General features: G+C 73.9%; 23 protein-coding genes. 12 read left to right on the forward strand and 11 right to left on the reverse strand.

Annotated features, from left to right (window positions below):
- The first annotated feature begins 17 nt into the window (after window positions 1-17).
- The 4 genes from EDF20_RS06000 to EDF20_RS06015 all read left to right on the forward strand — a co-directional run bounded on the left by EDF20_RS06000 (window position 18) and on the right by EDF20_RS06015 (window position 4,035).
- A complete protein-coding gene (locus EDF20_RS06000) occupies window positions 18-1,004 on the forward strand; it encodes a helix-turn-helix domain-containing protein (RefSeq protein WP_166644758.1) in 987 nt (328 codons plus the stop codon).
- A gap of 104 nt (window positions 1,005-1,108) precedes the next feature.
- A complete protein-coding gene (locus tag EDF20_RS06005) occupies window positions 1,109-1,552 on the forward strand; it encodes a hypothetical protein (RefSeq protein WP_133737983.1) in 444 nt (147 codons plus the stop codon).
- Between the two features lie 176 nt (window positions 1,553-1,728).
- Complete coding sequence (locus tag EDF20_RS06010) at window positions 1,729-3,048, forward strand: MFS transporter (RefSeq protein ID WP_133737984.1); 1,320 nt, start codon at window positions 1,729-1,731, stop codon at window positions 3,046-3,048.
- Between the two features lie 150 nt (window positions 3,049-3,198).
- On the forward strand, window positions 3,199-4,035 hold the full coding sequence (locus EDF20_RS06015) for an alpha/beta hydrolase (protein ID WP_133737985.1): 837 nt from the start codon (window positions 3,199-3,201) through the stop codon (window positions 4,033-4,035).
- Window positions 4,036-4,203: 168 nt separating this feature from the next.
- On the opposite strand, the gene EDF20_RS06020 is transcribed toward EDF20_RS06015, so the two are convergent.
- From EDF20_RS06020 to EDF20_RS06035, 5 genes are all read right to left on the reverse strand, one after another.
- Window positions 4,204-4,788, reverse strand: a complete 585-nt coding sequence (locus EDF20_RS06020) for a hypothetical protein (protein ID WP_133737986.1) — start codon at window positions 4,786-4,788, stop codon at window positions 4,204-4,206.
- 244 nt (window positions 4,789-5,032) lie between these two features.
- Window positions 5,033-5,743 carry a Type 1 glutamine amidotransferase-like domain-containing protein gene (locus EDF20_RS06025; protein WP_166644759.1) on the reverse strand — a complete coding sequence of 237 codons (711 nt, stop codon included), beginning with the start codon at window positions 5,741-5,743 and terminating at the stop codon, window positions 5,033-5,035.
- Window positions 5,740-6,171, reverse strand: a complete 432-nt coding sequence (locus EDF20_RS15615) for a hypothetical protein (protein ID WP_166644760.1) — start codon at window positions 6,169-6,171, stop codon at window positions 5,740-5,742. Before EDF20_RS15615 ends, EDF20_RS06025 begins: the two co-directional genes overlap by 4 nt.
- Before the next feature lie 13 nt (window positions 6,172-6,184).
- On the reverse strand, window positions 6,185-6,367 hold the full coding sequence (locus EDF20_RS06030) for a hypothetical protein (protein ID WP_133737988.1): 183 nt from the start codon (window positions 6,365-6,367) through the stop codon (window positions 6,185-6,187).
- Between the two features lie 377 nt (window positions 6,368-6,744).
- Window positions 6,745-7,815 (reverse strand): LacI family DNA-binding transcriptional regulator, encoded by a 1,071-nt coding sequence (locus EDF20_RS06035; RefSeq protein ID WP_133737989.1) that lies wholly within the window; start codon window positions 7,813-7,815, stop codon window positions 6,745-6,747.
- Window positions 7,816-8,006: 191 nt separating this feature from the next.
- Here EDF20_RS06035 and EDF20_RS06040 point away from each other — a divergent pair, with 191 nt between their 5' ends.
- The 4 genes from EDF20_RS06040 to EDF20_RS06055 all read left to right on the forward strand — a co-directional run bounded on the left by EDF20_RS06040 (window position 8,007) and on the right by EDF20_RS06055 (window position 13,467).
- A complete protein-coding gene (locus tag EDF20_RS06040) occupies window positions 8,007-9,242 on the forward strand; it encodes an extracellular solute-binding protein (protein WP_208292595.1) in 1,236 nt (411 codons plus the stop codon).
- A 92-nt stretch (window positions 9,243-9,334) separates the two neighbouring features.
- Complete coding sequence (locus tag EDF20_RS06045; protein ID WP_243833410.1) at window positions 9,335-10,348, forward strand: sugar ABC transporter permease; 1,014 nt, start codon at window positions 9,335-9,337, stop codon at window positions 10,346-10,348.
- Entirely contained in the window at window positions 10,345-11,280 is a 936-nt protein-coding gene (locus EDF20_RS06050; RefSeq protein ID WP_133737991.1) for a carbohydrate ABC transporter permease, read from the forward strand. Before EDF20_RS06045 ends, EDF20_RS06050 begins: the two co-directional genes overlap by 4 nt.
- 96 nt (window positions 11,281-11,376) lie before the next feature.
- The gene (locus EDF20_RS06055; protein ID WP_133737992.1) at window positions 11,377-13,467 is read left to right on the forward strand and encodes a glycogen debranching N-terminal domain-containing protein; all 2,091 of its coding nucleotides are present in this window, start codon (window positions 11,377-11,379) and stop codon (window positions 13,465-13,467) included.
- 290 nt (window positions 13,468-13,757) lie between these two features.
- Here the strand turns inward: EDF20_RS06055 and EDF20_RS06060 are convergent, their stop codons facing one another.
- Window positions 13,758-14,345 carry a TetR/AcrR family transcriptional regulator gene (locus EDF20_RS06060; RefSeq protein ID WP_133737993.1) on the reverse strand — a complete coding sequence of 196 codons (588 nt, stop codon included), beginning with the start codon at window positions 14,343-14,345 and terminating at the stop codon, window positions 13,758-13,760.
- Between the two features lie 103 nt (window positions 14,346-14,448).
- A complete protein-coding gene (locus EDF20_RS06065) occupies window positions 14,449-16,005 on the reverse strand; it encodes an MFS transporter (RefSeq protein ID WP_133737994.1) in 1,557 nt (518 codons plus the stop codon).
- A 96-nt stretch (window positions 16,006-16,101) separates the two neighbouring features.
- Here EDF20_RS06065 and EDF20_RS06070 point away from each other — a divergent pair, with 96 nt between their 5' ends.
- Window positions 16,102-16,791 (forward strand): TetR/AcrR family transcriptional regulator, encoded by a 690-nt coding sequence (locus EDF20_RS06070; protein WP_133737995.1) that lies wholly within the window; start codon window positions 16,102-16,104, stop codon window positions 16,789-16,791.
- 107 nt (window positions 16,792-16,898) lie between these two features.
- Here the strand turns inward: EDF20_RS06070 and EDF20_RS06075 are convergent, their stop codons facing one another.
- Window positions 16,899-17,282, reverse strand: coding sequence for a cupin domain-containing protein (locus tag EDF20_RS06075; RefSeq protein ID WP_133737996.1), 384 nt, complete (start codon window positions 17,280-17,282; stop codon window positions 16,899-16,901).
- Window positions 17,283-17,362: 80 nt separating this feature from the next.
- A complete protein-coding gene (locus EDF20_RS06080) occupies window positions 17,363-18,106 on the reverse strand; it encodes a hypothetical protein (RefSeq protein ID WP_133737997.1) in 744 nt (247 codons plus the stop codon).
- 234 nt (window positions 18,107-18,340) lie between these two features.
- Between EDF20_RS06080 and EDF20_RS06085 the strand changes: the two genes are divergently transcribed.
- From EDF20_RS06085 to EDF20_RS06095, 3 genes are all read left to right on the forward strand, one after another.
- The gene (locus EDF20_RS06085; RefSeq protein ID WP_133737998.1) at window positions 18,341-23,071 is read left to right on the forward strand and encodes a tandem-95 repeat protein; all 4,731 of its coding nucleotides are present in this window, start codon (window positions 18,341-18,343) and stop codon (window positions 23,069-23,071) included.
- A gap of 156 nt (window positions 23,072-23,227) precedes the next feature.
- On the forward strand, window positions 23,228-23,623 hold the full coding sequence (locus tag EDF20_RS06090) for a hypothetical protein (RefSeq protein ID WP_133737999.1): 396 nt from the start codon (window positions 23,228-23,230) through the stop codon (window positions 23,621-23,623).
- Window positions 23,624-23,780: 157 nt separating this feature from the next.
- Complete coding sequence (locus tag EDF20_RS06095; RefSeq protein WP_347876486.1) at window positions 23,781-24,263, forward strand: GNAT family N-acetyltransferase; 483 nt, start codon at window positions 23,781-23,783, stop codon at window positions 24,261-24,263.
- Between the two features lie 6 nt (window positions 24,264-24,269).
- Here the strand turns inward: EDF20_RS06095 and EDF20_RS06100 are convergent, their stop codons facing one another.
- Together EDF20_RS06100 and umuD are read right to left on the reverse strand one after the other, a co-directional pair.
- Entirely contained in the window at window positions 24,270-25,592 is a 1,323-nt protein-coding gene (locus EDF20_RS06100) for a Y-family DNA polymerase (protein ID WP_123546863.1), read from the reverse strand.
- The gene (umuD, locus tag EDF20_RS06105; RefSeq protein WP_233569061.1) at window positions 25,585-25,995 is read right to left on the reverse strand and encodes a translesion error-prone DNA polymerase V autoproteolytic subunit; all 411 of its coding nucleotides are present in this window, start codon (window positions 25,993-25,995) and stop codon (window positions 25,585-25,587) included. The genes EDF20_RS06100 and umuD overlap by 8 nt, the downstream gene beginning before the upstream one ends.
- Window positions 25,996-26,024: the final 29 nt, after the last annotated feature.

Here is a 26,024-nt window from a genome sequence, read left to right on the forward strand (position 1 = left end):
GTGTGAGGATGTCGACGATGGACGAAGAGGTCGGCACCGGGGCGACACCGCCGCCGTTCCGCGGTGCCGTGCACGGCGACGACCTCGACGCCGCCCGCGACCTCTACGAGGCCCAGTACCCGGGCGAGGGGTTCCGGCTCGACCAGCTCGACCGTCCGTTCGAGTACCGCTACGCGGCGGTCGGCGACGGCGACGTGTCGCTCCGCACCTCGGAGTTCCACGGGTCGGCCCGCGGCACGGCCGACGCCGTGCCCGAGTACGTCGTGTCGTGGCTGGTCGACGGGCACGGCACCGTCGACGTCGGTCGCGACGAGGTCGCCCTGCAGCCGCTCGTGCCCCGGATCGCGCCGACCCGGGCCTACTCGTTCGACTTCGCCGACTACCGGCAGCGGCTCGTGCACGTCGGCGCGGCGCACCTCGAGCGGCTGGCCGCCGAGCGCGGCGACGTGACGTCGGGGCCCGTCACCTTCTTCCACGCCGCACCGGTCGGGGAGGCGGCGCTGCGGCGCTGGCGGGCCGTGCTCTCGGAGACGACCCCGGTGCTGCTCGACCTCGCCGCGCCTCCCCTGCTGCGGGCGGGGGCGAACCGTCGACTCGCGCTGGCGGTGCTCGAGACGTTCCCGCACGAGGCCGGGCGGGCCTCGGCCGTGGCGCTCGCCCCTGGCGCCCCCGTCGCGCCGGGGGCCCGACGCCTCGCCCTCGCCGTCGAGTACCTGCACGAGCACGCCCACGAGCCGATCGGCGTCGCCGACGTCGCCCGGGCCGCCGACCTCAGCGTGCGGGGGCTGCAGGTGGCCCTGCAGCGAGCCCTCGACGTCAGCCCGACCGTGCTGCTGCGCCAGATCCGGCTCGACCGGGTGCACGCGGACCTCTCCGTCGCGACGCCCGAGACCGCCACGGTCGGGAGCGTCGCGCGCCGCTGGGGGTTCAGCCACCTCGGACGCTTCTCGGCGTCGTACCACGAGCGGTTCGGCGAGCACCCGAGCGTCACGCTGCGGAGCTGACGGGCCCCGCCGCGCGGGGACGAGCCCCGCCCGCGAGCGGAGAGGGCGACGCCCGGACCGGACATCGGCGGGCGGCCGGGGCCGAGTGGTGGCAACGTGGCAGGGTGACCGACTACCAGAGCACCCCAGACACCGCCGCACGACCCGGACGCGGACGGACGGGAACCGTCGACGACGCCTCGCACGCTCCCCAGCCGGACGGCCGCGACCTGATGGGGCCGGTCGAGAACCTCACGCGCATCATGTGGACCGGCACCCTGTGGTTCGCCGCCGCTGTCGTCGCCGTGGCGCTCGCCCTCGGCGCCGTGCTCGTGTCGGGCTGGCGACCCGACGTGCTCTCGACGCCGGTCGAGTCGCTCTTCTGGATCGGCGCCTCCGTCGTCGCGCTCAGCCTCGGCCTGATCGGCTGGTCGGGCTGCCCGATCCTCGAGGTGAGCGTGCCCGTCGCCGACCGCAACAAGACACGGACCATGCAGCTCGGCACCTTCAGCTTCCTGGTCGGCTCGGCCGCGACGATGCTCGCGGTGCTGCTCGGGCCGGCCAGCTGAGAGGCCGCGTGCGCGGGTCGGACTCGCGCGTGGCGTTGCCTCCCGGCGCTCAGCCCCGCTAGCATCGTCGCGAGATCGAATCGATTCGATCAGCGGTTGCCGTGATCAGCAGCGCCGTGGTCGCCCCCTCCCCGGGCCGCGCCTCCCCCGCCCAGACAGACACGAGAGACCCGACGATGTCGACGACGTCCCCCCGACCCGGCCGGCCCGCCGCACCCGATCACGAGACCCGACGGGCGCGGCTGGCCGTCGCGCTGCTGTTCCTCACGAACGGCGCGCTGTTCTCGAACCTGCTGCCGCGCTACCCGGCGATCAAGGAGGCGCTCGACCTGTCGAACGCCTCCTTCGGCCTCGCCGTCGCCGCCGGCCCGGTCGGCGCGATCGTCGCGGGGCTCGCGGCGAGCTGGCTCATCCGCCGCTTCCGGTCGTCGCGAGTCGCCGTCCTCGGCACGGTGGTGACCGCCGGCGTGGTGCTGCTGGCCGGCCTCTCCCCCGTCGGCGCCCTGTTCGCCGCCGCGCTCTTCGTGGCCGGGGCGCTCGACGCGATCGTCGACGTCGCCCAGAACTCGCACGGCCTGCGAGTACAGCGGCGCTACGGGCGCTCCATCCTCAACTCGTTCCACGCGATCTGGAGCGTCGGCGCCGTCGCCGGCGGCCTGATGGGCGGCGCGGCCGCCGGGCTCGGCGTGCCGATCGGCGTGCACCTCGCGATCTCGGGACTCGTCTTCGGCGTGGTCGCCGTCGTCTCCTCCCGGCTGATGCTGCGGGGGCCGGAGCCCGCCTCCGAGCTCGAGGAGGCACCCGCCACGCCGACCGAGGGGGTCGCGTCGTCGTCGACGTCCGCCCCGGTGCCCGTGGCGGGTGCCGGCTCCGACGCCGGTGCGCGCGTGCGCCGCTCGGCCGTCAAGCTCGGCACGTGGGGCGTGCTGGTCGCGCTCGTGCTGATCGCCGCCTCCGGCACGGTCGTCGAGGACGCCGGCAACACCTGGGCCGCCCTCTACCTCTCGGGCTCGCTCGGCGCCGGCGTGACCGTGGCCGCACTCGGCTTCGTCGCGCTGCAGGGCGCTCAGTTCGTCGGGCGGATCCTCGGCGACCGGCTCGTCGACCGCTTCGGCCAGCGCGCCGTCGCCCGGGTCGGCGGGGCGCTGGTGTTCGTCGGGATGGGGCAGGCCCTGGCGTTCCCGTCGGTCGGCACGACCATCCTCGGCTTCGCCCTCGCCGGGTTCGGCGTCGCGACGCTGATCCCCGCCGCCATGCACGCGGCCGACACGCTGCCGGGGTTCCGGCCGGGCACGGGACTCACGCTCGTCAGCTGGCTGATGCGGCTCGGGTTCCTCGCCGCCCCGCCGATGATCGGCGCCGTCGCCGACGCGAGCTCGCTGCGCGTCGGGCTGCTGCTCATCCCCGCGGTCGGGCTCGTCGTGCTCGCGCTGTCGGGCGTGCTCGCGGGGCGCCGGCACCCGCTGCAGCACCCGCAGCCGCAGCCGCACGGCTGACGCGTCGCGCTGCGCGTCGGGCGACGCGGCTGCTGGTGCTGGTGCTGTCCGTTGCGCGCACCAGGGGGTCCGGCCCTCGGGCAAACCGCCAGGAGGCGCGGGTACGAACGAGAGGACAGGCCGCAGGTGCGGCCGAGGAAGGCAGGAACCATGACCGAGATCACCGCCCACCACGGGCTCTTCAAGGACACGAACCTCCACGTCGACGACTTCGGCGGCAGCGGACGCACCGTCGTGCTCATCCACGGCTGGCCCCTCTCGGGCGAGTCCTGGAGCAAGCAGGTCCCCGCGTTCGTCGAGGCCGGCTACCGCGTCGTCACCTACGACCGCCGCGGCTTCGGACGCAGCGACAAGCCGAAGACCGGCTACGACTACGACCACCTCGCCGAGGACCTGCACACCGTCCTCACTGAGCTCGACCTCAACGACGTGACGCTCGTCGGCTTCTCGATGGGCGGCGGCGAGGTCGCGCGGTACGGCAGCAAGTACGGCACCGAGCGCCTGCACAGCGTGGTCTTCGCGTCGGCCGTGCCCCCGTACCTGATGAAGACCGACGACAACCCCGACGGGCCCCTCACCAAGGAGGCGGCTGCCGAGATGACCGCCGGCCTCACCAAGGACGAGGACTCGTTCTACGACGACTTCACCACTGGCTTCTTCTCGGTCGACGGCGTGCTCAAGGTGTCGGAGGCGGACCGCCAGGACGCGCTGCGCCTCGCCAAGCAGGCCGACAAGGCCGCGGCCCTCGCCGCGATGAACTCGTTCGCCACGACCGACTTCCGCGAGGACCTGACGAAGGTCACCGTGCCGGCGCTGATAATCCACGGCGACGGCGACGCGACCGTCCCCTACGAGGGCTCCGGCGCGCGCACGCACGCCGCGATCGCCGGCTCGGAGCTGCACGTCATCGCGGGTGCGCCGCACGGCGCGAACGTCAGCGACGCGGACGAGTTCAACCGCGTGGTGCTGGAGTTCCTCGCGCGCTGAGCGCTGAGCGTGCTCGCGCGCTGACTCCGCTCGGGCCGAGCTGGCTCGAACGACACCCCCGAATACGCACTGCACCCCTGGTCCCGAGGGTGTCGTGCCGGACCGGGGGTGTCGTTCGTGGTGGCGGCGGCGCCCGCGCCCGGGCACGGGCGCGCCCGGCGGCTGAGGCTAGAAGTCAACGGGCGGACGGTCCATGGTGGCGACGCCCGACGAGATGCCGATGATGATCGCCACGGCTCCGCCGAGCACCGAGAGCCCGAGGAACAGCCAGAGCGGTGCGGCGCTCCCTCCCACGCGGCGCCGCAGCACGACGCTGCGGCCGATCAGGTAGATCAGCACGCTGAGGATCGACCAGCCCCAGTGGAACGGCCGCTCGACGCCGCGCGCCCGCAGCGTGCGCCGGTCGAGCCAGGAGAGCACGACGAGGCCGATGCCGACGACGAGGCTGACGACCATGGCGAGCGTGTAGTCGCCCTGCTGCACGCCGGTGCTGCCCGGCGCGAGGAGCTCGACCGACCGCCGGATCTCGACCGCGGCCACGACGAGCGTGACGATCGGCGAGAGCGCGATCGCGGCTACGTACGGGGTCGCGCCGATCTGCTGCCCCGTCACCGGCGGCCGGGGTTCGGCCTGCTCGGTGACCGGTGCGGCCGTCGGGCCGGTCGGCGGGGCGGCCGTCGGCGCCGCCGGTCGCGACGAGGAGGCGCCCGTCGCGCCCCCGAGGAGCCGGTCGTCTCGCTGCGGATCGGTCACGGTGTCCCCCTCGTGGTCGTCGCCGCCGGGGAGCCCTGCTCCGCGACGGCGGCCCGGACGTCTGCGTGCCGGGCTCGTCCCGTCAGCCTAGGACCGCCTCCTCGACCGTGTGCAGGCCGTGCACCCTGCCGCCGGACGCCGGGCGCCTCCGCACCCCTCGGACCCGCGCACACCCGTCGACGCGAGCGCGGTTGTGCGCGGGATCCTGGGGTGCGGCCGAGCGCTGTCCCCCGCGAGGCTCGCCTCAGCGCAGCCACCACTCCTCGCCGACGGCACGCCGGACGGTGCGCTCGGCGGTGATCACCTGGACGTCGTCCGGACCGACCGGCCGGGCCGTGCCGTCGGGCGCGACGACGACCCCGCCGCGCTCCGGGATCGCGAGCACGGGGCGGCCGGTCACGCGGGAGTGCCGCCGGGCCGCCGCCTCCTGGTCGTCGGTCCAGTGCGGCAGCACGTCGTGGCCGTGCACGAGGTCGAGGCTGCGCGTGTCGGTCGTGCCCACGTCGTCGGGGTCGGCGGCGCGGGCGAGGTCGATGTCGGCCCCCGCGAGCACAGCACCGGCGCTGCCGCCGTAGAGCGACCCGCCCCCGAGGAGGTGCGCGTGCAGCAGGTCGAAGAGGCCCGCCTCCCGCAGCGCCTGCAGCAGGTCGAACGTGTTGCCGCCGGGGACGGCCACGACGTCCACGCCGTCGAGACCGCGTCGCCCGCGGGCGCCGGGCTCACCGAGCCGGGGCCGGTCGACGCCGGGCTCGGTCGTGGCCCAGACGTCCACGTCGGCCACGCCGTTCGCGAGCAGCGCCGTGGTCGCCCACGCGCCGGCTGCTCGACGATCGACGGCGGCGCGGTGGGCGAACGGCCAGACCACGACCCGCGAACCAGCCGGGAACGCCTCGGCCCACAACGCGGCCTCGTCGGCCTCGGAGCCTCCGCCGCCGAGGAAGACCAGCCCGGTCACGGCGCGGGAGTGACGATCAGGTGCTCGCGGAGCAGGGTGGAGCCGGCCGGGACCTCCGGGTCGGCGACCGCGGACCACGTGCCGCGCACGCCGTCGCCGTCCTCGACCGACATGCCGCCGCCCTCGTCGCCGCCGCAGCCCGAGAAGACGTCGTCGAACGCGCCGCCGGTGCGGACGACCGCCTTCACGAGGCAGAACTCGCCGGCCTCGTCGCGGGCTGCCCACCAGCGGCTGCCCTCGGCGTCTCCCAGCAGGCGCGACGACTCCGGCGCGAGCGTGTCGACCGCCTCCTGGCCGCCGGGCAGTGCGTCGGCTGCCACCTGCTCGTCCTCGAAGACCGACGGGCCCCAGCCGGACGAGCAGCCCGCGGTCGTCCCGAGCACGGCGATCGCCAGCGTGGTCGCGAACAGTGTCCCCCTGGTGCGCATGTGGGGCCGGGCCTCAGGGCCGGTACTCGGGGCGCTGGTCGGGGCCCAGCACGGGGCCGGGGTGCGGCTTCTGCGCGCCGTCGCTGCCGAGCACGGCCACGGCCGAGAGGGCGGTCTGCACGCCGACCAGCAGCACGCGCCCGACGGTGCCGAGCACCCGGAGGAGGCGGCGGCCTCGGCCCACAGGACTCCTCACGACGCCCCCTCCCCGGCCTGGCGCCTCGGGGACCGGCCCGGCCCTGACGGCCCTGGCCGCGCCTCCGGTGCTCGCTCGGTCGTTCCCGCTGCACGCGTCGCACGCCGCTGCCGCTGCTCGTCGCGCAGCACGACGCAGAGCCCCACGAACCCCGCCGCTGCGGCGATCGGCGCCACCCACCAGATCATCTGCCGACCCTCGCACGTCGCAGGCGTCTCGTCCAGGGGCAGGCGCGACGCATTCAGGAAGGCTCGGCCCGCGCCTCCTGAACTGTGCACGGATCAGGACGATCCGGACCTGAGTTGCGCGGGCCAGGACGCATCTCCTGAATGAGGAGGGCGAGGGGCGGGGCGAGCGAGCGAGGAGGGGGCGGCGAGCTAGCGGAGCACGAGCCGCGGGGCGAGCAGGCGGTGCCGCGGGTCGGCGGCCGACCCGGGCGAGGCGACGCGGGCCGCGGGGCCCTGGTGCAGCAGCAGGTCCAGGGTGGCGTGGGCCACCTCCTCGACGGGCTGGTGCACGCTCGAGAGGCCGAGGGCCGCGGCGACGGGGGTGTCGTCGTAGCCGACCACGGGCACCGAGCGGCCGAGCACCATGAACGCTCCGAGGGCGAGCGAGTCGCTGGCGCAGACGACCGCGTCGATCGTGCGGCCGGTCTCGGCGAGGTGCGCCGCGAGCTCGCCGATCCGGTCGGAGGCGAGCGAGACCTGGTCGTCGACGGTCAGGTCGACCTCGTCGAGCTCCGCGGGGGCGAGCACGCCGTGGGCGAGCATCGTGTCGCGCCAGCCCTGCCGTCGCTCGGTGCCGATGCCCGACGCGGACGGCCAGCCGAGGAACACGACGCGGCGGGCTCCCCCGTCGAGCAGGGCGCGGGTCGCCTCGGCGACCCCCTGGTGCCCGTCGACGTCGACCCAGCGCCGGGCCGGGTCGGCCACGTCGCTGCCCCACGGCCGCCCGAACGACACGAAGTCGGCCTCCGCGCGCAGCAGCCAGTCGGTGCGGGGGTCGTCGTACGAGGTCGACGTGAGCACGAACGAGTCGACGTCGGCCCCGTCGAGGAGGCGGCGGAACTGGGCGACCTCGTCGAGCGGGTCCTTCGCCGTGAAGAGCAGCACGCGGAGGCCGTGCTCGTCGGCCCGCTCGGTCAGCGCGTGCAGGAAGCGGTCGAGCACCGCCCCCGAGATGCCGTTCGCGACCGGGTCGAGGCGCACCCCGATCGTCGAGCTCTTGCGGGTGCGCAGCCGCCGCGCCGATGCGTGGGGGCGGTAGGCGAGCGAGGCGATCGCCTGCTCGACCCGGGAGCGCGTGGCGGGAGCGACGATGTCGGGCGTGTTCAGCACGTTGGAGACGGTCTGGCGCGAGACGCCCGCCTCCTTGGCGACGTCCACGACCGTGGGCAGGCGCGGCGACTCGACACTCGGCACGGCCCACCTCGTCTCGCTCGTCGTCATCGATCAGCCCCGCGTCGCGGCTCTGCGTCGTCCGCGGAGCGCACCCCGCCGCAGCCTCGATTGACAGCCGCGCGAGCAGGTGCCTACTCTAGCGACCACCCGGTTTTGATCGTTCAAATCCGCAACGACGCGACCACCGGGACGACCGTTCTCGACGAGGAGACACCGTGCAACGACGCATCCGCCGCCTGATGGCCTTCGGCGCCATCGCCACCGTGACCGGGCTCGCGCTCAGCGCGTGCGGCTCCGGCTTCAGCGAGGGAGGCGGCGACGGCGCGAGCTCCGACGGCGCCCTCACCTCGAGCGACGACTCGCTCACCGTGCTGATCGCCTCGAGCGGCGACGCCGAGGCCGCGGCCGTCCGCGACGCCGTCGCGAGCTGGTCGGGCGACAGCGGCACCGACGCCGAGGTGAGCGTCGCCAGCGACCTGCCGCAGCAGCTCAGCCAGGGCTTCGCCTCCGGCTCGCCCGCCGACGTCTTCTACCTCTCGACCGACGCCCTCGCGGGCTTCGCCGAGAACGGCAGCCTGCTCGCCTACGGCGACCAGCTCAGCGAGACCGACGACTTCTTCCCCACGCTCGTCGACAGCTTCACCTACGACGACCAGTTCTACTGCGCGCCCAAGGACTTCTCGACGCTCGGCCTCGTGATCAACGAGCAGATGTGGCAGGAGGCGGGCCTCACCGACGCAGACGTGCCCACCGACTGGGACGGCCTCGCCGACGTCGCGGCGAAGCTCACCACCGCCGACCACGTCGGCCTCGCCTTCGGGGCCGAGTACGCCCGCGTCGGCGCCTTCATGGCCGAGGCCGGCGGCTCGCTGACGAACGAGGACGGCACGGAGGCGACGGTCGACTCCGACGAGAACGTCGAGGGCCTGACCTACGTCAAGGACCTGGTCACGAGCGGCGACGCCGCGTTCGCCGCCGACCTCGGCGCCGGCTGGGGCGGCGAGGCCTTCGGCACCGGCAAGGCCGCGATGACGGTCGAGGGCAACTGGATCGCCGGCGCGATGAACGCCGACTACCCCGACGTCGACTACCGCGTCGCCGAGATGCCCTCCGGCCCCGGCGGCCAGGGCACCCTGCAGTTCACCAACTGCTGGGGCATCGCCGCCGACAGCCCCAACCAGCAGGCCGCGCTCGAGCTCGTCGAGCAGCTCGTCAGCACCGACCAGCAGCTCGCCTTCGCCGACGCGTTCGGCGTGATGCCGAGCGTCCAGTCGGCCGCCGACCAGTGGAAGACGGACAACCCCGACTCCGCGGCCTTCCTCGACTCGGCCGACTTCGCCGTCGGCGTGCCCACGCAGCAGGGCGCGGCCGACGTGATCGCCGACTTCAACTCGCAGCTCGAGGGCCTCAGCACGGCCGAGCCGGCCGACCTGCTCGAGTCGTTCCAGTCGAACTACGCGGCGATCCTGCCGTGAGCACCGCCTAGCCCCGCGTCGGCCGAAGGGCCCGCCCCGGCACCGCCTCGCGGGGCGAGGCCACCTCGGGCTGGCTCTTCGTCACCCCGACCATCGTGGTCCTCGGGCTGTTCCTGCTCGTGCCGATGGTGATGGCCCTGTGGGTCAGCGTCTCGGACTGGAGCGGTCGCGGCTCGCCCTTCAGCTCCTCCGTCGGCTTCGTCGGCCTGCAGAACTACGACGACCTCGTGAACGGAGGCGGGCTGGCGGCCCGCGACTTCGGCATCTCCCTGCGCAACAACGCCTGGTACGTCGTCTTCGTCGTGCCGATCCAGACCGCGGTCTCGCTGTTCCTCGCAGTGCTGGTCAACCGGCAGGTGCTGCGCGGCCGGGGCTTCTTCCGCACCGCGTTCTACTTCCCGTCCGTGACGAGCTCGGTCGCGATCACCGTGGTGTGGCTGTTCCTGTTCACGCAGACCGGCGCCGTGAACCGCGCCCTGTCGTGGCTCGGGATCGAGGGGCCGGCCTGGTTCCAGGACCCGAGCGGCGTCGTCCACAACGCCCTCGGCGCGATCGGCGTCACCGGCCCCGCGTTCCTCACCGACCACGACCTGCTCGGCGTGAGCTGGTGGGACTGGTTCGCCGGCCCCTCCGTCGCCATGAGCGCCTTCGTGCTGATGGCCGTCTTCACGACGAGCGGCACCTTCATGCTGCTGTTCATCGCTGCGCTGCAGAACCTCGGCGGCGACGTGCAGGAGGCGGCGATGATGGACGGCGCGAACGCCTGGCAGCGCTTCTGGCGCGTCACCCTGCCGCAGCTGCGGCCGACGCTGTTCACGGTGCTGACGCTCGGCCTGATCGGCACCTGGCAGGTCTTCGACCAGATCTACACCGGCACACAGGGCGGGCCCGCGAAGACGACGCTGACGCCCTCGTACCTCTCGTACACCTCGGCCTTCGCCGGGCAGGACTGGGGCCGCGGCGCGGCCATCGCGTTCGTGCTCTTCGCGATCATCGTCGTGCTCACGATCGTGCAGCGCGCGGTGCTGCGCGAGCGGCCGGTGTCCCGACGGCGGATGTCGCTCTACGAACCGACGTCCTCGACGACGAAGGAGGCAGGCCGATGACCGCCACGGCTCCCGTCACCGACCTCGTCGGCACCGGCCGGCCCGCCGGGCCTCCCCCGTCGTCCTCTGCTGCGGACCGCAAGGGTCCTCGTCCGCCGCGCGGCACCTCCTCGCTGGTGTCGTCGTCGGTGCTCTACGCGGCGCTGGTCGCGCTGGCGCTCGTCTACATCGTGCCGTTCCTGGTGAGCGTGGCGACGTCGTTCAAGACCGACGCGGACGCGGCGGCCGACCCGCTCTCGCTGGTGCCCGCGACCTGGACGACGGCGGCGTTCCAGACGCTCTTCGTCAACAGCGACTTCCCGACCTGGGCGACGAACAGCGCGATCGTGGCGGTGTTCGTGACGGCGGGCCGCGTGTTCTTCGACTCGCTGGCGGGCTACGCGCTGGCCCGGCTGCGGTTCCGCGGGCGGGGCGTCGTGTTCGCCGCGCTGATCGGCGTCATGGCGGTGCCGAGCGTGGTGCTGCTGATCCCGAAGTTCCTGGTGATCAACCAGCTCGGCATCTACGACTCGTACGCCGGCATGATCATCCCGCTGCTCGTCGACGCGGCCGGGGTGTTCATCATGAAGAACTTCTTCGAGTCGATCCCGCCGAGCGTCGAGGAGCAGGCCCGGATCGACGGCGCCGGCACGTTCCGTGTCTTCTGGTCGATCGTGCTGCCGATGGCCCGTCCCGCGCTGGTCACGATCGTCATCCTGTCGTTCCAGGGGTCGTGGAACGAGCTCTCGCACTTCATCATCTCGACCCAGTCGCCCGAGCTGACGACCCTCACGAAGGGCGTCGCGGGGCTCGCCTCCGGGCAGCTCAGCCAGGGCAGCCAGTACCCGGTGAAGCTCGCCGCCGCGGTCGTCATGACCATCCCCGTCGCCGTGATCTTCTTCGTGTTCCAGCGCCAGATCATGAACAGCAGCGACGGGGCCGTGAAGGAGTGAGGGCAGGGAGCCGGCCCTCCACCGGGGCCGGCTCCGTCCCGCTCACGCCCGCAGCACCTCCCCCGCACGCCCCTCAGCGCAAGGACCTCTCCCGTCATGACCGACACCACGTCACGACCCACGACCGTCGCCGACTCAGGCGCCGCAGCCGCCGACGCCGCGTCGGCCACGTCGGCCCCTTCGGCCGAGCCGCTCCAGCCGTTCCTCGCCGCCGAGACCGTGGTGCTCAAGGCGCCCGCCCAGGCCTGGTCCGACTCGACCGGCGCGATGGGCGGCGCTGCGATCCACGGCGTCTGGGCCGGCGACACCCGCGTGCTGCGCGGGCACCGGGTCGAGGTCCGGGGCAGCAGGGTCGAGACGATCGCCTCGGTGCCGCTCGGCGCCTCCTCGATCCGGTTCGAGTCGCTGCTGCGCGGCCTCGACGACCACGGGGCCGACCCCGACGTGCGGCTGTCGCTGCTGCGCGAGGTCGGCACCGGCGGGGTCCGCGAGACGCTCACGGCGACGTCGCGCCTGGCTCGCGAGCTCGACGTCGTGCTGACCGTGGCGGTGCAGCCCGACGCGTCGTCGATGGACGAGGTGAAGGCGGGGCTGCCGGCCGTGCCGCCGCGTGACCTGCGGGTCGACGGGGTACGCGCCTCCTGGTCGGGCGGCGACGCCGTGACGACGCTGACGCTGACCGGCGCAGGGAGCGCGGCGGGCGGGGCCGACGACGGAGGCGAGACGGTCAGCGCGGACGCAGGAGGCGCGGTGCGGATCGAGGCCACCGCCGACGGCGAGCTGCGGCTGACCTGGCACCTGCGCGTGCCGGCCCGGGGTGCCGCCTCGGCCGGGCTCGAGCTCACGACGGTGCTCGACGGCGCGGTCGTGGCCGGCGTCGAGGGCGACCAGCGCTGGGGCGCCCTCGACCCTGCGCCGCACGACGACCGCCTGGCACGCTGGCTCGACCAGGCGCTCGGCGACCTGTCCGCGCTCCGCATGACGACGACCGACCGACCCGACGACGTGTTCTTCGCCGCGGGCGCCCCCTGGTTCTTCACCCTCTTCGGCCGCGACTCGCTCTGGGCTGCGCGGCTGGCGCTGCCGCTCGACCCCGACCTCCGCGTGGGCCTGGGCGTCGCGGCCGGCACCCTGCGCGTGCTCGCCGGCCTGCAGGGCACGCGCGAGGTCGCGGCGAGCGCCGAGCAGCCCGGCAAGGTCATGCACGAGCTGCGGCAGCGGCCGCTCGAGATCCACGGGGAGGGCGTCACGCTCGCGCCCCTCTACTACGGCACGGTCGACGCGACGGCGCTCTGGATCTGCCTGCTGCACGACGCGTGGCGAGCGGGCCTCCCCGACGACGAGGTGCGGGCCCTGCTGCCGCACCTGGAGGCGGCGCTCGACTGGATGCGCGACCACGGCGACAGCGACGGCGACGGCCTGCTCGAGTACGTCGACGAGACCGGCCACGGCCTGTCGAACCAGGGCTGGAAGGACTCGGGCGACAGCGTCCAGTGGAGCGACGGGCGCCTCGCCGACGGCCCGATCGCGCTGTGCGAGGTGCAGGCCTACGCGCACGAGGCGGCGGTGCACGGCGCCGATCTGCTCGACGCGTTCGACCGCCCCGGGGCCGACGAGTGGCGCGGCTGGGCCGACCGGCTGCGGACGGCGTTCCGTGAGCGCTTCTGGGTCACGGACGCGCGAGGCAGGTTCCCTGCCGTCGCCCTCGACGCCGACAAGCGCGCGGTCGACACGGTCACGAGCAACATCGGGCACCTGCTCGGCACCGGACTGCTCGACGCCGACGAGGAGTCGCTGGTCGCCGCCCGCCTCGCCGGCCCCGAGCTCGCGAGCGGCTTCGGCCTCCGCACGCTCAGCTCGGACGCGGCCGGCTTCTGGCCCCTCGGCTACCACCTCGGCACCGTCTGGACCCACGACACCGCCGTCGCGGTCGCCGGCCTCGCCGCGACGCACCACCACGAGGAGGCGCGTCTGCTGTCCGAGGGACTGCTCGCCGCGGCGCCGTGGTTCGGCTACCGCATGCCCGAGCTGCACGGGGGCGACGCCGCGGCCGACGTGCCCGCGCCGGTGCCGTACCCGGCGTCGTGCCGGCCGCAGGCGTGGTCGGCGGCCGCGGCCGTCGCGGTGTGGGCGGCGACGTCGCGCGCGTGCGCTTGCGGCGACGCCGGCGACGCCGGCGGGGCCTAGGGCCGCCGGGGCCGCCGGGGCCAGCCGGGGCCAGCCGCCCCGCTGCGGCTGACCGCGCCCGCGCCTAGGGACGCGGCCACCGCCTCCTTCCGGGCTCGACCCTGCTCGGCCCAGTGGGTTCGGCGGGTTCCTGTGGCCGACGGCGGGTCAGCGCCCACCCGCCGCGGACGACGGGGACCCGCCGACCTCGCGCTGCCACCCGCCGCGGACGACGGGGACCCGTCGACTGCGAGCAACGGCCCGCCGCGGACGACAGCGACCCGCCGAAGGCAACTGCCGATCCGCTCAGGTCACGACGACCGCGGGGCGCTCCGGAGCGCGAGCTCCCAGACGAGCCGGACGTGGGCGGACATGTCGGTCGACGGGTCGAGCATCCACTGCAGCTGCATGCCGTCGCTGACCGCCATCATCACGGCGGCCAGCTTCTCGACGTCGAGGTCGGCGGGAATGTCGCCGCGGGCCTGGCGCTCGCGCATGGTCTGGGTCAGCAGGGTGCGGAAGCGGACGTAGCGCTCGGCGAACCAGGCGTGCGCCGGATGCGCCGGGTCGCTGGTCGCGGCCGCGGACAGGCTCGTGAAGAGCTGCACCATGCCCGGTGTCCGCGCGTTGCGCTGGATGACCAGCAGGAACTGGTCGATGACGTCGAGCCCCGCGGCTCGCTCGGCGTCCTCGTCGTCGCGCACCGTGAGGATGGCGAGGAACAGCGCCTCCTTGCTGCCGAAGTGGTGCAGCAGACCCGCCTGGGTCAGGTCGACGGCGTCGGCGAGCTCGCGCACCGAGGTGCCCCGCATCCCGTTCCGGTCGACGACCTCGAGGGCCGTCCGGAGGATCTCCTCACGCTTGGCCACGCCCTTCGCGTACGGACCCCGGCGTGCCATGCGGCCAAGGCTATCCGGTGCGGTCCGCCGGACGCGGGAGAGCCCCCGTCGACGTCGCCTCGGAGGCGGTCGGCGGGGGCTCCGTGCGTCCGGGCCGGCGGGGCTAGTGCGCGACGACCGGCTCGGGAGCCGGCGAGCCCGCACCCGCGTCCGCGGCGCCGGTGTCGCCCGCCTCGCCCGCCCGGGCGGCCGCGGCCTCGGCCCGGGCCCGCGTGTCGGCCTTCGTGCGGAACAGCGTCACCGCGAGGACGGCGCCGAGCAGGAAGAAGCCGGCACCCCACGAGTACGCCGTCGCGTAGCCGTGCACCGCCGCCTCGGCCGCCGTGCGGGCGTCGGCGGGCAGGTGCGACGCGACGTAGCCCGTCGCCGCCGTGGCCGCGAGGGTGTTGAGCAGGGCGGTGCCGATCGAGCCGCCTACCTGCTGGCCCGTGTTGACCATCGCGGAGGCGACTCCTGCATGTCCTCGGTCGACGCCCAGGGTGGCCGTCTGGATCGAGGCGGGCATGATCGAGCCCATGCCGAAGCCGAGCACCATCAGCGCCGGCAGCACGTCGCGGGCGTAGGTGCTGTCGAGGCCGAGACGGGTCAGGTAGAGCATGCCCGCCGCCCCGAGGAGCATGCCGAACGGCACCATGACCTTCGGCCCCAACCGCGGCACGAAGACGTTCGTCGAGAGCTGGGCGGCGAGGATCAGCATGCCGATCATCGGCAGGAACGAGACGCCCGTCTGGATCGGCGTGTACGCCAGCGACGTCTGCAGGTAGTAGGTGACGAACAGGAAGATGCCGAACATGCCGGCCCCGGCGATCGTCACCGACAGGTAGGCCGCGCCGCGGTTGCGGTCGAGGACGACGCTGAGCGGCAGCAGCGCGTGCTCGGCACGGCGCTGCCACACGACGAACGCGACCAGCAGGACGCCGGAGGCGGCGAGGAAGCCCCAGGTGAGCGGCGAGCCCCAGCCCTCGGCCTCCGCGTTCGAGAAGCCGTAGACCAGCGAGAAGAGCGCGGCCGAGACGAGCACCGTGCCGGGCACGTCGAGCTTCGGGCGAGGGCCCTGACGCGGCACGGTGTGCAGGAACATCACGGCGCCGACGACGGCGACGACCGCGATCACGACGTTGATGTAGAGGTTCCAGCGCCAGTCGGCGTTCTCGGTGAGGACGCCTCCGAGCAGGAGCCCGAGCGCGCCTCCTGCCCCGGCGATCGCGCCGAAGACGCCGAAGGCGCGCGCACGCTCCTTGGGGACCGTGAACGTGGTGGTGAGGACGGCGAGCGCCGTCGGGGCGAGCAGCGCGCCGAACGCGCCCTGCAGGGCCCGGGCCGCGACGAGCATGCCGAAGCTGCCCGCGGCGCCGCCGAGGGCCGAGGCGAGCGCGAAGCCGACGAGGCCGATCACGAAGGTGCGCTTGCGGCCCATCAGATCGGAGAGGCGTCCGCCGAGCAGGAGGAGGCTGCCGAAGGCGAGCGAGTAGGCGGTGACGACCCACTGGCGGTCGCCGTCCGAGAAGCCGAGGTCGGCCTGTGCGCTGGGCAGGGCGATGTTCACGACGGTCGAGTCGAGCACCACCATGAGCTGGGCCAGCGCGACGGTGGTGAGGGTCCACCAGCGGCGGGACGCCACGGCGGGAGGGCCGCTCGTGGCGGGTGAGGTCTGGGTCATGTCGGGGACTCTATACGGTCCGCGACAGTTTCGGAACTACCCGGTTTCGGATATGTCCGCCTAGGATGGGGAAGCCGACGAAGGAGGCAGGGAGCGATGACGCAGGACGACGCAGCCGTCGAGGTCGAGACTCCCGTCGAGCCCGGATCCGCCGTCGAGGCCGGGACGGCTCCCCCGAAGCTCGGCCGCAAGCGCGACCCCTCGCGCGACGCCGAGATCCTGCAGGCGGCGATCGACGTGTTGGCCGAGACCGGCTACGACGGGATGACCATCGAGATGGTGGCGACGCGGGCGAAGGCCGGCAAGGCCACCGTCTACCGGCGCTGGGCGTCCAAGAGCGACCTCGTCATCGACGCCGTGGCTTGCATGAAGGCCGCCCCCGGTCCCGGCGACCCGGTGGGCCTGCCCGACACCGGCACCCTGCGCGGCGACCTCGTCGCCATGATCAGGCCGCACTCGATCCAGGACAACGAGAAGAAGCTCAAGGTCATGGCCGGCATCGTCTCGCTGCTCGCCGACAGCCCCGAGCTCGCCGCGGCCGTCAACACGGCGATCGTCCAGCCCCGGGTCGAGATCAACCGCCGGCTGCTGCAGCGGGCCATCGACCGGGGCGAGATCCCCGCCGACATCGCGATCGACGACCTCGCCCTCATCTCGCCGTCGATGGTCGCCTACCGCACGATCATCATGAAGCAGCCGGTCGACCGTGCGTTCCTGCTCGGCCTGATCGACGGCGTCGTCCTGCCCGCCGTGGGGCTCCGCCCGCCCGCCGACCTCGGGGCGTAGGCGAGAAGGGACGCGTCAGGGGCGGGCCCACGCCAGCCCGGTCCCTTTTCCCCTACCGGCCTGGCCTCCGTGGTCGGCGACGCCTCCACGGTCGGCGACGCCTCCGCTCAGCGGAAGGCGCCCAGCTGGCGCTCGACCGGCACGGTCCCCTCGACGACGACGTCGCCGGTGTGCGCGGTGGTGACCGTCTCGATCAGGACGATCTGCACCTCCTCGTCGGCGATCGGGTTGTGCTGCACCCCGCGGGGCACGACGTGGAACTGGCCCGGGCCGAGCACGACCTCCTGGTCGTCCGGCAGCTGGATGCGGAGGCGGCCCGAGACGACCAGGAACATCTCGTCCTCGGCGTCGTGAGCGTGCCAGACGAGCTCGCCGAGCAGCTTCGCGACCTTCACGTACTGGTCGTTGACCTGCCCGACGACCCGGGGCGTCCAGTGCGCCTCGACCTGGCGCAGCTCGTGGGCGAGGTCGATGCCGCTGATGTCCGTCATGAGGCCATCCTGCCGTGCGGGCGCGCCCCTGCGTCGGACGGTGCCCGTCGGGCTCCCGCCACCGGTCGCAGACCGGCGCCCTAGGCGCCCTCGTCGAGGAGGCGCGTGAGCTCGGGCGCGAGGGCCGCGGCCCAGAGCTGGTGCACCCGCGACCACGACCAGAGCCGGCCGCGGACCTGTGCGGCGCCCGCGTCGAGGTCGGGGAAGCGCACGAAGACGCAGTCGCCGCGGCGACGCACGAGCTCGGCGGTCGCCGCGTCCAGCCGAGCGACCTGCCGCCGGATCAGCTCCCGGCCCGTCCAGGCGGTCTCGGTGAAGCGGTCCATCGGCGGGATGCCGCCGACGATCACGGGGGTGAGGACACGGCCGGGCCGACGAGCACAGTCGAGGAGCCGGTCGAGGTCGCGCGTCCAGGCCTCGGCCGAGGTCATCAGCATGACGTCGCTGAAGCCGAGGGCGACGACGGTCACGTCGACGCCGGCGAGCGCCGCGGTCCCGTTCTCCGCCGCGTCGCGGACCGTGAGCAGGGCGGTCCCGTCCTCGATCCAGACCATCGGTCGACCGCGCTGCGCCTCGACGAGCGAGGCCACCCGGGCGAGGGTGGTGAGGTCGTCGTGGAGCACGCCGAAGCGGGCCCCGGCGGGGCTGCCGAGCCAGCCGACCCGGTCGGCCGACGGGTCGGCACGGGCCTCGACCGCCGCCCGGAGAGCGGCAGACGTCGGGGCAGGCGGGAACGTCCCGCCGCGCACGAGGTGGCGGAACCAGGCCAGCCGGAGGCGCAGCACCGGACGCAGCATCCACCGTGCCAGCTCCGTCGCCCCCATGAGCGCGACCGTACTCCGTCGCCGCTGCCCGTCGACGCGGGCGGTCCGCTGAGCGCACCCGCGCCTCCTGCGTTGTCCGCAGAACGAGTGAGGGACCCTGCCTGACGGCGCCGGGGTACCCCACTTGACGGCACATCTGAGGACAAGGGGTCTGCGTCCGGCCTCCCGGCCGCTTGACTCTGACGGCTCCGCGATCCCCCGTCGCCGAGCACCCACCCGACGAAAGGCTCCGCCGTGCCCGCCAAGCACCGCGCTCGATCAGCGCGCCCCCACCTCAGACTGCTCGCAGGCAGCTGCGTCGTCGCGCTCGTCGCCGGCGGCTCCGCTCTCGTCCTGCCCCAGACGGCCTCCGCGGCCGAGAAGTTCTCGACCGCGGCGATCTACGGGACCGTGTCCGGCTCCTCCTCCGTGGTGTCGATCGACCGGACCACCGGGACGGCGACCACCGTGCTCACCGAGCCGACCGGCGCGACCGGGCTCAACCAGCTCGGCTTCACGAACGACGGCGACAAGCTGCTGATGACCAACGGGACGAACGTGTACGAGTACACGGCGTCGGCGACGGCGCCGGGCACCGCCTGGGAGACCACCGCCCGCTCGACCGGCGCCACGGTGGCCAACCAGATGGGCGGGGTCGACCCCCGGACGGACAAGTACTGGTTCGGCGGGTTCGTGCAGGGCTCGGCCGACAAGTTCTCGTTCACCAGCTACGACCCGGACGGGAACAAGATCGCCGCGACGGCGATCACGGTGACGGCGCCGACGCCTCCCGGGGGCAACGGCGACCTCGCCTTCGACCGCCTCGGCAACATGTACTTCATCTCGAGCAGCGCCGGCAACGCACAGATCTACCGCGTCGACGCGGCCGCCCTCAGCGGGACTGCGACCACAGCCGTCACCGCGGTCCCCGTGGGCCCGGTCATCACCCCGCCCGCCGCGCTCACGTCGCTCGCCTTCGCCGACGACGGCTACCTCTACATCTCGGGCAGCAGCGGCGCCAGCTTCCTCAAGGTCAACCCGGTCACGGGCGCGATCCTCGACCGTCGCACCCCCTCGGTCACGCTGACCGACATGGGCACGCGCCAGTACCCCTCCACCGGCCAGGCGTCGACGACGCTCTCCGAGGGGCGCCACGACGCGGACGACCAGTTCACCGTCGCCGTCGGCGGCGGGGACGTCCCGAAGCCGGCCACCGCGAGCACGGTCGACAAGGACACGTCAGCGACCGCCGGTCCCGTCATCCTGCTGCCGGGCCAGTCGTACACGGCGACGCAGACGCCCGCTAACGACAAGACGAACCCGGCGGACTACGCCACGGCCTACCAGTGCACCGACCTGGGCACCGGCGCCGTCGTCTCGGAGGGCAAGGGCAGCACGGCCGCCTTCACCGTCCCGTCCGCCAACGGCAGCAACGTGACGTGCGAGTTCACCAACCCGCTCGCCGGCCCGACCGCGCAGGACGACTCGTCGCGCGGCGCCGCCGAGGGCCGTCCGGTCACCGTCGACGTGCTCGCGAACGACTCCGGCGACCTCGACGCCACGACCGTGCGCCTCCTCGCTCCCGGCGTCACCGGCTCGCAGCTGTCCAGCGACGGCCGCACCCTCGTCGTCCCCGGCGAGGGCACCTGGACGGTCGACGCCACCACGGGCCGCGTGACGTTCACCCCCGCCGACGGCCTCGTCGGCGACCCGACCCCGGTGACCTACACCGTCGACGACGTCCGCGGGAAGCGCGGCTCGGCCACGATCACCGTCGCGTTCGCCGGCACCGCCGTCGCCGACGCCGCGACCACGAGCCAGGGCGCCGCCGTCGAGATCGACGTGCTCGGCAACGACCGCGGCCGCATCGACCGCACCTCGGTGACGTTCCCCGCGAGCGGCCAGCCCGCCGGCGCCGTCGTCTCGGACGACGGACGCACGCTGACCGTGCCCGGCCAGGGCACCTGGACCGCCTCAGCCACCACCGGCGGAGTCACCTTCGCTCCTGACCCCGCGTTCCGCGGCGACGCCGCCCCGGTGACGTACCGCGCCCTGGACGCCGACGGCACCGCCTCCACGGCTCCGATCTCCGTCTCGGTCACCGCGCTCGCGCCCCGCGCCACGGACGACATCGCGACGACCGGCCAGAACGCCCCCGTCACGATCGACGTGACCGCCAACGACGCCCCCGGCGTGACCGGCGGCACCCCGGTCGACCCGACCACCGTCGTGTTCCCCGCCGCGGGCCAGCCTGCCGGGGTCACGGTCTCGGACGACGGCCGCACCGCGACCGTCGACGGTGAGGGCAGCTACCAGGCCGACCCCCGCACCGGCATCGTGACCTTCACGCCCGCGCCCGGCTACGCCGGCCCCGTGAAGGTCGTCACCTACCAGGTGTCGGACACCAGCGGCCTGACGGACCCCGCCACCATCGAGGTCAGGGTGAACACCGTCGCCCCGACCGCGAACCCCGACCGTCCGACCACCACGCAGGGACGCCCTGTCGTGACCGACGTGCTCGACAACGACGACGCGGGCAACGAGCAGACGCCGATCAACCCCACCACCGTGTCGTTCACGACCCCCGGCCAGCCCGCCGACGCCACCGTGTCGAAGGACGGCCGCACGCTGACCGTGCCCGACCAGGGCGTCTACGAGATCGATGCCAAGACCGGCGCGATCACCTTCACGCCCGAGCCCGCCTTCCGCGGCGAGGCCACTCCGGTCAGCTACTGGGTCGCCGACAGCGACGGCGAGTCGTCCGTGACGACCGTCACGGTCACCGTCACCCCGGTGGGCCCGGCGCCCGCCGACGACACGGACGCGACGAGCCAGAACACGCCCGTCCTGATCGACGTCACCTCGAACGACGTCCCCGGCGTGGAGGGCGGCACCCCGCTCGACCCGACCACCGTCGTCTTCCCGACCGCAGGCCAGCCCGCGGGCGCGACGGTCTCGGACGACGGCCGCACCCTGGCCGTCCCCGGCCAGGGCACCTGGACGGCCGACCCGGCCACCGGGAAGGTGACCTACACGCCCGCTCAGGGCGCCACCGGCACGACGAGCCCCGTCGTCTACCAGGTCGCCGACACGGGCGAGGCCCAGGGCACCGGCCGGATCACGGTCACCGTGGCGCCGGTCACCCCGACCCCGACCGACGACGCCGCCGAGACCCGTCAGGGCACCCCGGTGACGGTCGACGTCGTCGGGAACGACCGCGGCGGCAACGGCCGGACCCCGATCGAGCCGACCTCGGTCGTGTTCCCCTCGAAGGGACAGCCCGCGGGAGCAGCCGTGTCGACCGACCGCCGCACCCTCACGGTCGCCGACCAGGGCAGCTACACGATCGACCCGGCCACCGGAGCGATCACCTTCGCCCCCGTCGCGGGCTTCCGCGGCGAGGCCTCGCCGGTCGTCTACGGCGTCTCCGACGTCGACCGCACCTCGACCACGGCGACGCTCACCGTCAGCGTGCGGGAGGTCGGGCCGAAGGCCCAGGACGACACGGCCAGCACGCCGCAGAACACCGCGGTCACCGTCGACCTCCCGCAGAACGACGCCCCCGGCGTGTCGGGCGGCACGGCGGTCGACCGGAGCACCGTGGTCTTCACCGCCGCGGGCCAGCCGAAGGACGCCGTCGTCTCCGACGGCGGCCGCACGCTGACCGTCCCGGCGCAGGGCGTGTGGACCGTCGACCGCACCTCGGGCGTCGCGACCTTCACGCCGGCCGACGGCTTCGCCGGCACGACGACGCCGGTCACGTACCGGATCGCCGACGCGGGGGGCGCCACGAGCACCGCCGTCGCCACGGTCACGGTGACCCCGGTCGTCCCGCGTGCCGTGGACGACCGGGCGACCACCCCGCAGAACACCCCGGTCACGGTCGACCTCGTCGCCAACGACGCCGCCGGCGTCCGCGGCGGTGCGGCGATCGACCCGGCCTCGGTCGTGTTCACGACGACCGGCCAGCCGGCCGGAGCCGTGCTCGCCGACGGCGGGAAGACCCTCACCCTGCCCGGCCTCGGAGTCCTGCGGGTCGACCCCGCGAAGGGCTCGGTCGTCTTCTCGCCGGCTCAGGCCTTCGTCGGCACCACGGCACCGGTCACCTACCAGGTCGCCGACGCCCGCGGGCTGACCGCGACGGCCACCGTCGTGGTCACCGTCACCTCGGTCGCCCCCACGGCCGCACCGGACAGCGCGCAGACGCCGGCCAGGACTCCCGTGACGATCGACCCCCTGGCGAACGACGCGCCCGGCAACGCCCGCACCCCGCTGGCCCCGACGTCCGTCCGGCTGCTCGACGGGACCGGCTCGCCGGTCACGACCGTCACGGTCGGCGGCACCGGGACCTTCACGGTGGACGCCACGACGGGACGGATCACCTTCGCCCCCGAGGCCGCGTACACCGGCACGGTGACCGTGCCCTACGTCGTCAGCGACGTCGACGGCGGCACCGCCCGCTCGACCGTCACCGTGACGGTGGGCGCTCCCCCGACCGCCGTGGACGACCGCGGCACGACGGCCCCGGGCACGCCCGTGACCGTCACGGTGACGGGCAACGACAGCTCGGGCTCGACCGCGCTCGACCCGCGCTCGGTGCAGCTCGTCGACCCGGCCACCGGCGAGCTCGTCTCGTCGGTAGCGGTGCCCCGCACGGGCACGTGGCGGGTCGGCATCGACGGCACGATCACCTTCACCCCCGAGGCGGCGTTCTCCGGGACGGCCACCGTCACCTACTCGGTCGCCGACGAGGACGGCAGCCGCTCGACCGCCGAGCTGGCCGTGACGGTGCCCGCGGCGCTGGGCGTCACCGTCACCCCGGCAGCTGACGGAGGCGGCGTGGTCGTCACCGCACCCGGCGGCGGCAGCCTCGCCTTCACCGGCACGGAGCTGGCGGTGCCCGCGAGCATCGCGGTGCTGCTGCTGGTCGCGGGCGGCACCCTGCTGGTGCTCCGTCGTCCGCGGAAGCCGGCACGCCGGCACTGATCTGCGGGGCACTGGCCGGGAGCACTGAGCTGCCCGCCCAGGTGAGCCGAGGAGGCGCACGGCACCCGCCGTGCGCCTCCTCCGTCGTTGAGGAGGCGGTGCTCCCCTCGATCGAGGGGGCGCGGTGCCGAGGCGGTCGGCCCTAGCGTCAGCAGCATGTCCTACGAAGAACCGATGGTGGCCTACGACTACGGACCGAGCTTCTCGTCGATCCTCACGACGCTCGCCGCGGTGGCGCTGCTCGGGCTGGGCATCGCGCTCGCGGTCCTGCTGATGCGACTCGTGCTCGTGGCCACGCGAGCGCTCACCGTGTTCAGCCGTGAGCGCGAGCTGCGCCTCGAGACGCTGCTCGCCGAGTCGGGCGCTGCCGCACCCCCGGCACCGGCCGCCGCATCCGCCCCCGCGACCGCAGCTCCAGCCTCGGCGCCGGCGCCAGCCGCACCTCCGGCATCGGCCGCACCCGCACCTCCCTCGGCGGACGGCGATCGAACCGAGGACACGTGTGCCCCTGACGGCGACGCCCCCGACGGCGGGGACGTCACGCCCCGCTGAGCCGCGACACCCGCGAGCCCGCGGCGCTCAGAGCAGGTGCTGGCGGGTTCTCGTCGCCCGCGGCGGGCGGGCGCGGACTCGCCGTCGACGACGGGAACCCGCCGCGACCGACAGGAACCCGCCGACATGGGCCACCCGCGGCCGATAGCGTCGGGTGATGAGCCTCACAGTCCGCCCCGCCCGGGCCTCAGATGCCACGGGCATCGCCGCCGTGCACGTCCAGTCGTGGCGTGAGACGTACGCGCACCTCGTGCCGGCCGGCTTCCTCGCGGGCCTCGACGTCGGCGAGCGGACCGCCGGGTGGGCTCGCATCCTCGACGACGACGTCACCGACGTGCTCGTCGCCCTCGACACGGAGCGCATCGTCGGCTGGGCCTCGGCGAGCGCAGGTCGTGATCGCCTGCGCCCGGCACCACGTGAGCTCGAGGGCATCTACGTCGTCGCCGCCGCACACGGGTCGGGTGCGGGCCGCCTGCTGCTCGACGCCGCGATCGGCGACGGCCCCGCCTACCTGTGGATGGCCGACGACAACCCCCGGGCCGAGGCCTTCTACCGCCGCCACGGGTTCGCCCGGGACGGCGCCGCCAAGGAGGAGTCGCTCGGCCCGGTGGTGCTGCCCGTCGTGAGGCTCGTCCGGTGACGCGGGTCAGTTCGCCCTGACCGTGGCGAGCTCGTCCCAGTGGGTGGTCGCTCGGGGCGAGACCATGTCGCGCTTCATCGACCAGCCTCGTCGGTGACGGAGCCCGGCGACCCCGAGCCCGAGGGTGTCCTCGCCGAACTTGCCCGCGATGCGGTCGATGACCGCGCCGTAGGCCGGGGGCGCGGCGCCCTCGAGATCGAACACGTCGAGGCTGGCGTGCTCGTCGCGTGGGGTCAGCTCCATCAGCGTGACGCCCGCGCGCACGTAGCGCTTGCCTGGCTCGAGCTGCGGGCCGAGCGCGGCGATCGCCGCCCGGGACAGGGTCGCCGCGTCGTCGGTGGGCTCGGGGAACGCCACCGACACCGAGTGGTTCGTGTGCGCGGCGCTGTCGGAGAACGGGGAGGTGGCGGCGAAGCAGCGCATCATCCGCGTCAGCGAGCCCTGTCTCCGCAGGCGAGCCGCAGCCCGCTGCGTGTAGACGGACAGCACCTCCTCGAGCTCTGTCACCGTGGTGACCGGCACGGCGAACGACCGCGAGTGGTAGATCTGCTCACGCTCGGGCTGGACCTGTTCGATGGGCAGGCAGTCGACCCCGCGCAGCTCATGCACGACCCGGGCCTGCACGACCCCGAACCGCGCGCGGATCCGTGCCGCGTCGGCATCGCGGAGGTCGGCTGCCGTGTGGACGCCGAGCGGCGCGAGCTTCTTCGCGGTGCGGCGTCCGATGCCCCAGACGTCGCCGACGTCGACGCTGGCGAGGATCGCGGTCTGCCGGTCGGGGGCGTAGCTGCCCAGGTGACAGACGCCTCCCAGTGCCCGGTTCTGCTTCGAGCCGCGGTTCGCGAGCTTCGCGAGGGTCTTCGTCGGCGCGATGCCGATGCTGACGGGCAGGCCGATGAGCTTGCGCACGGCCCGCCGGATCTCGCGCGCCTGCGCGATCGTCTCGTCGAGGGTGCCGGTGAGCTCGATGAACGACTCGTCGATCGAGTACACCTCTTGGCTGCTCGTGTAGCGGCTGAGCACCTCGGCCGACCGGGCCGACATGTCGCCGTAGAGCTCGTAGTTGCTCGAGACGGCCACGACGCCCTGCATCTCTGCGATCGGCGCGATGCTGTGCCAGGGCGCGGCCATGTCGACGTTCAGCGCCTTCGCCTCTTCCGACCGGGCGATGACGCAGCCGTCGTTGTTCGACAGGACGACCACCGGCCGGCCCTCGAGGGACGGGTCGAAGACCCGCTCGCACGAGACGTAGAAGTTGTTCGCGTCGACGATCGCGATGCTGCGACCGGACACACGAGGCGCAGGCACGGGGACGAGATGCTCAGACACGGTGCAGGCACCTCGTCACGACGCCCCAGATCGTCGCCTCGTCGAGCTCGGACAGCACGATCTCGGGGTAGGCCGGGTTCTCGGGGCTGAGCACCATCTGCCCGTCGCGCCACGACAGGCGCTTGACTGTCAGCTCGGCGTTGACGACCGCGACCACGACGTGCCCGTCGTGCGCGTCGAGCCCGCGGTCGACGACGAGCTCGTCGCCGTCGAAGATGCCGGCGCCGGTCATGCTGTCGCCGCTGACCCGCACCAGGAACGTCGCCGTCGGGTCGCGCATCAGGTGCCGGTTCAGGTCGACGGGCCCGTTGTAGTACCCCTGCGCGGGCGACGGGAACCCGGCGTGCACCGCCTCGGCCGCCTGCTGCGGGAGGAGGTGATCAGGACGCGGCTCGCCGCCCACCGCGCCGATCACCTCGGTCACGGTCGTTC

The organism is Frigoribacterium sp. PhB116 (assembly GCF_004364285.1).
Taxonomy (GTDB): domain Bacteria; phylum Actinomycetota; class Actinomycetes; order Actinomycetales; family Microbacteriaceae; genus Frigoribacterium.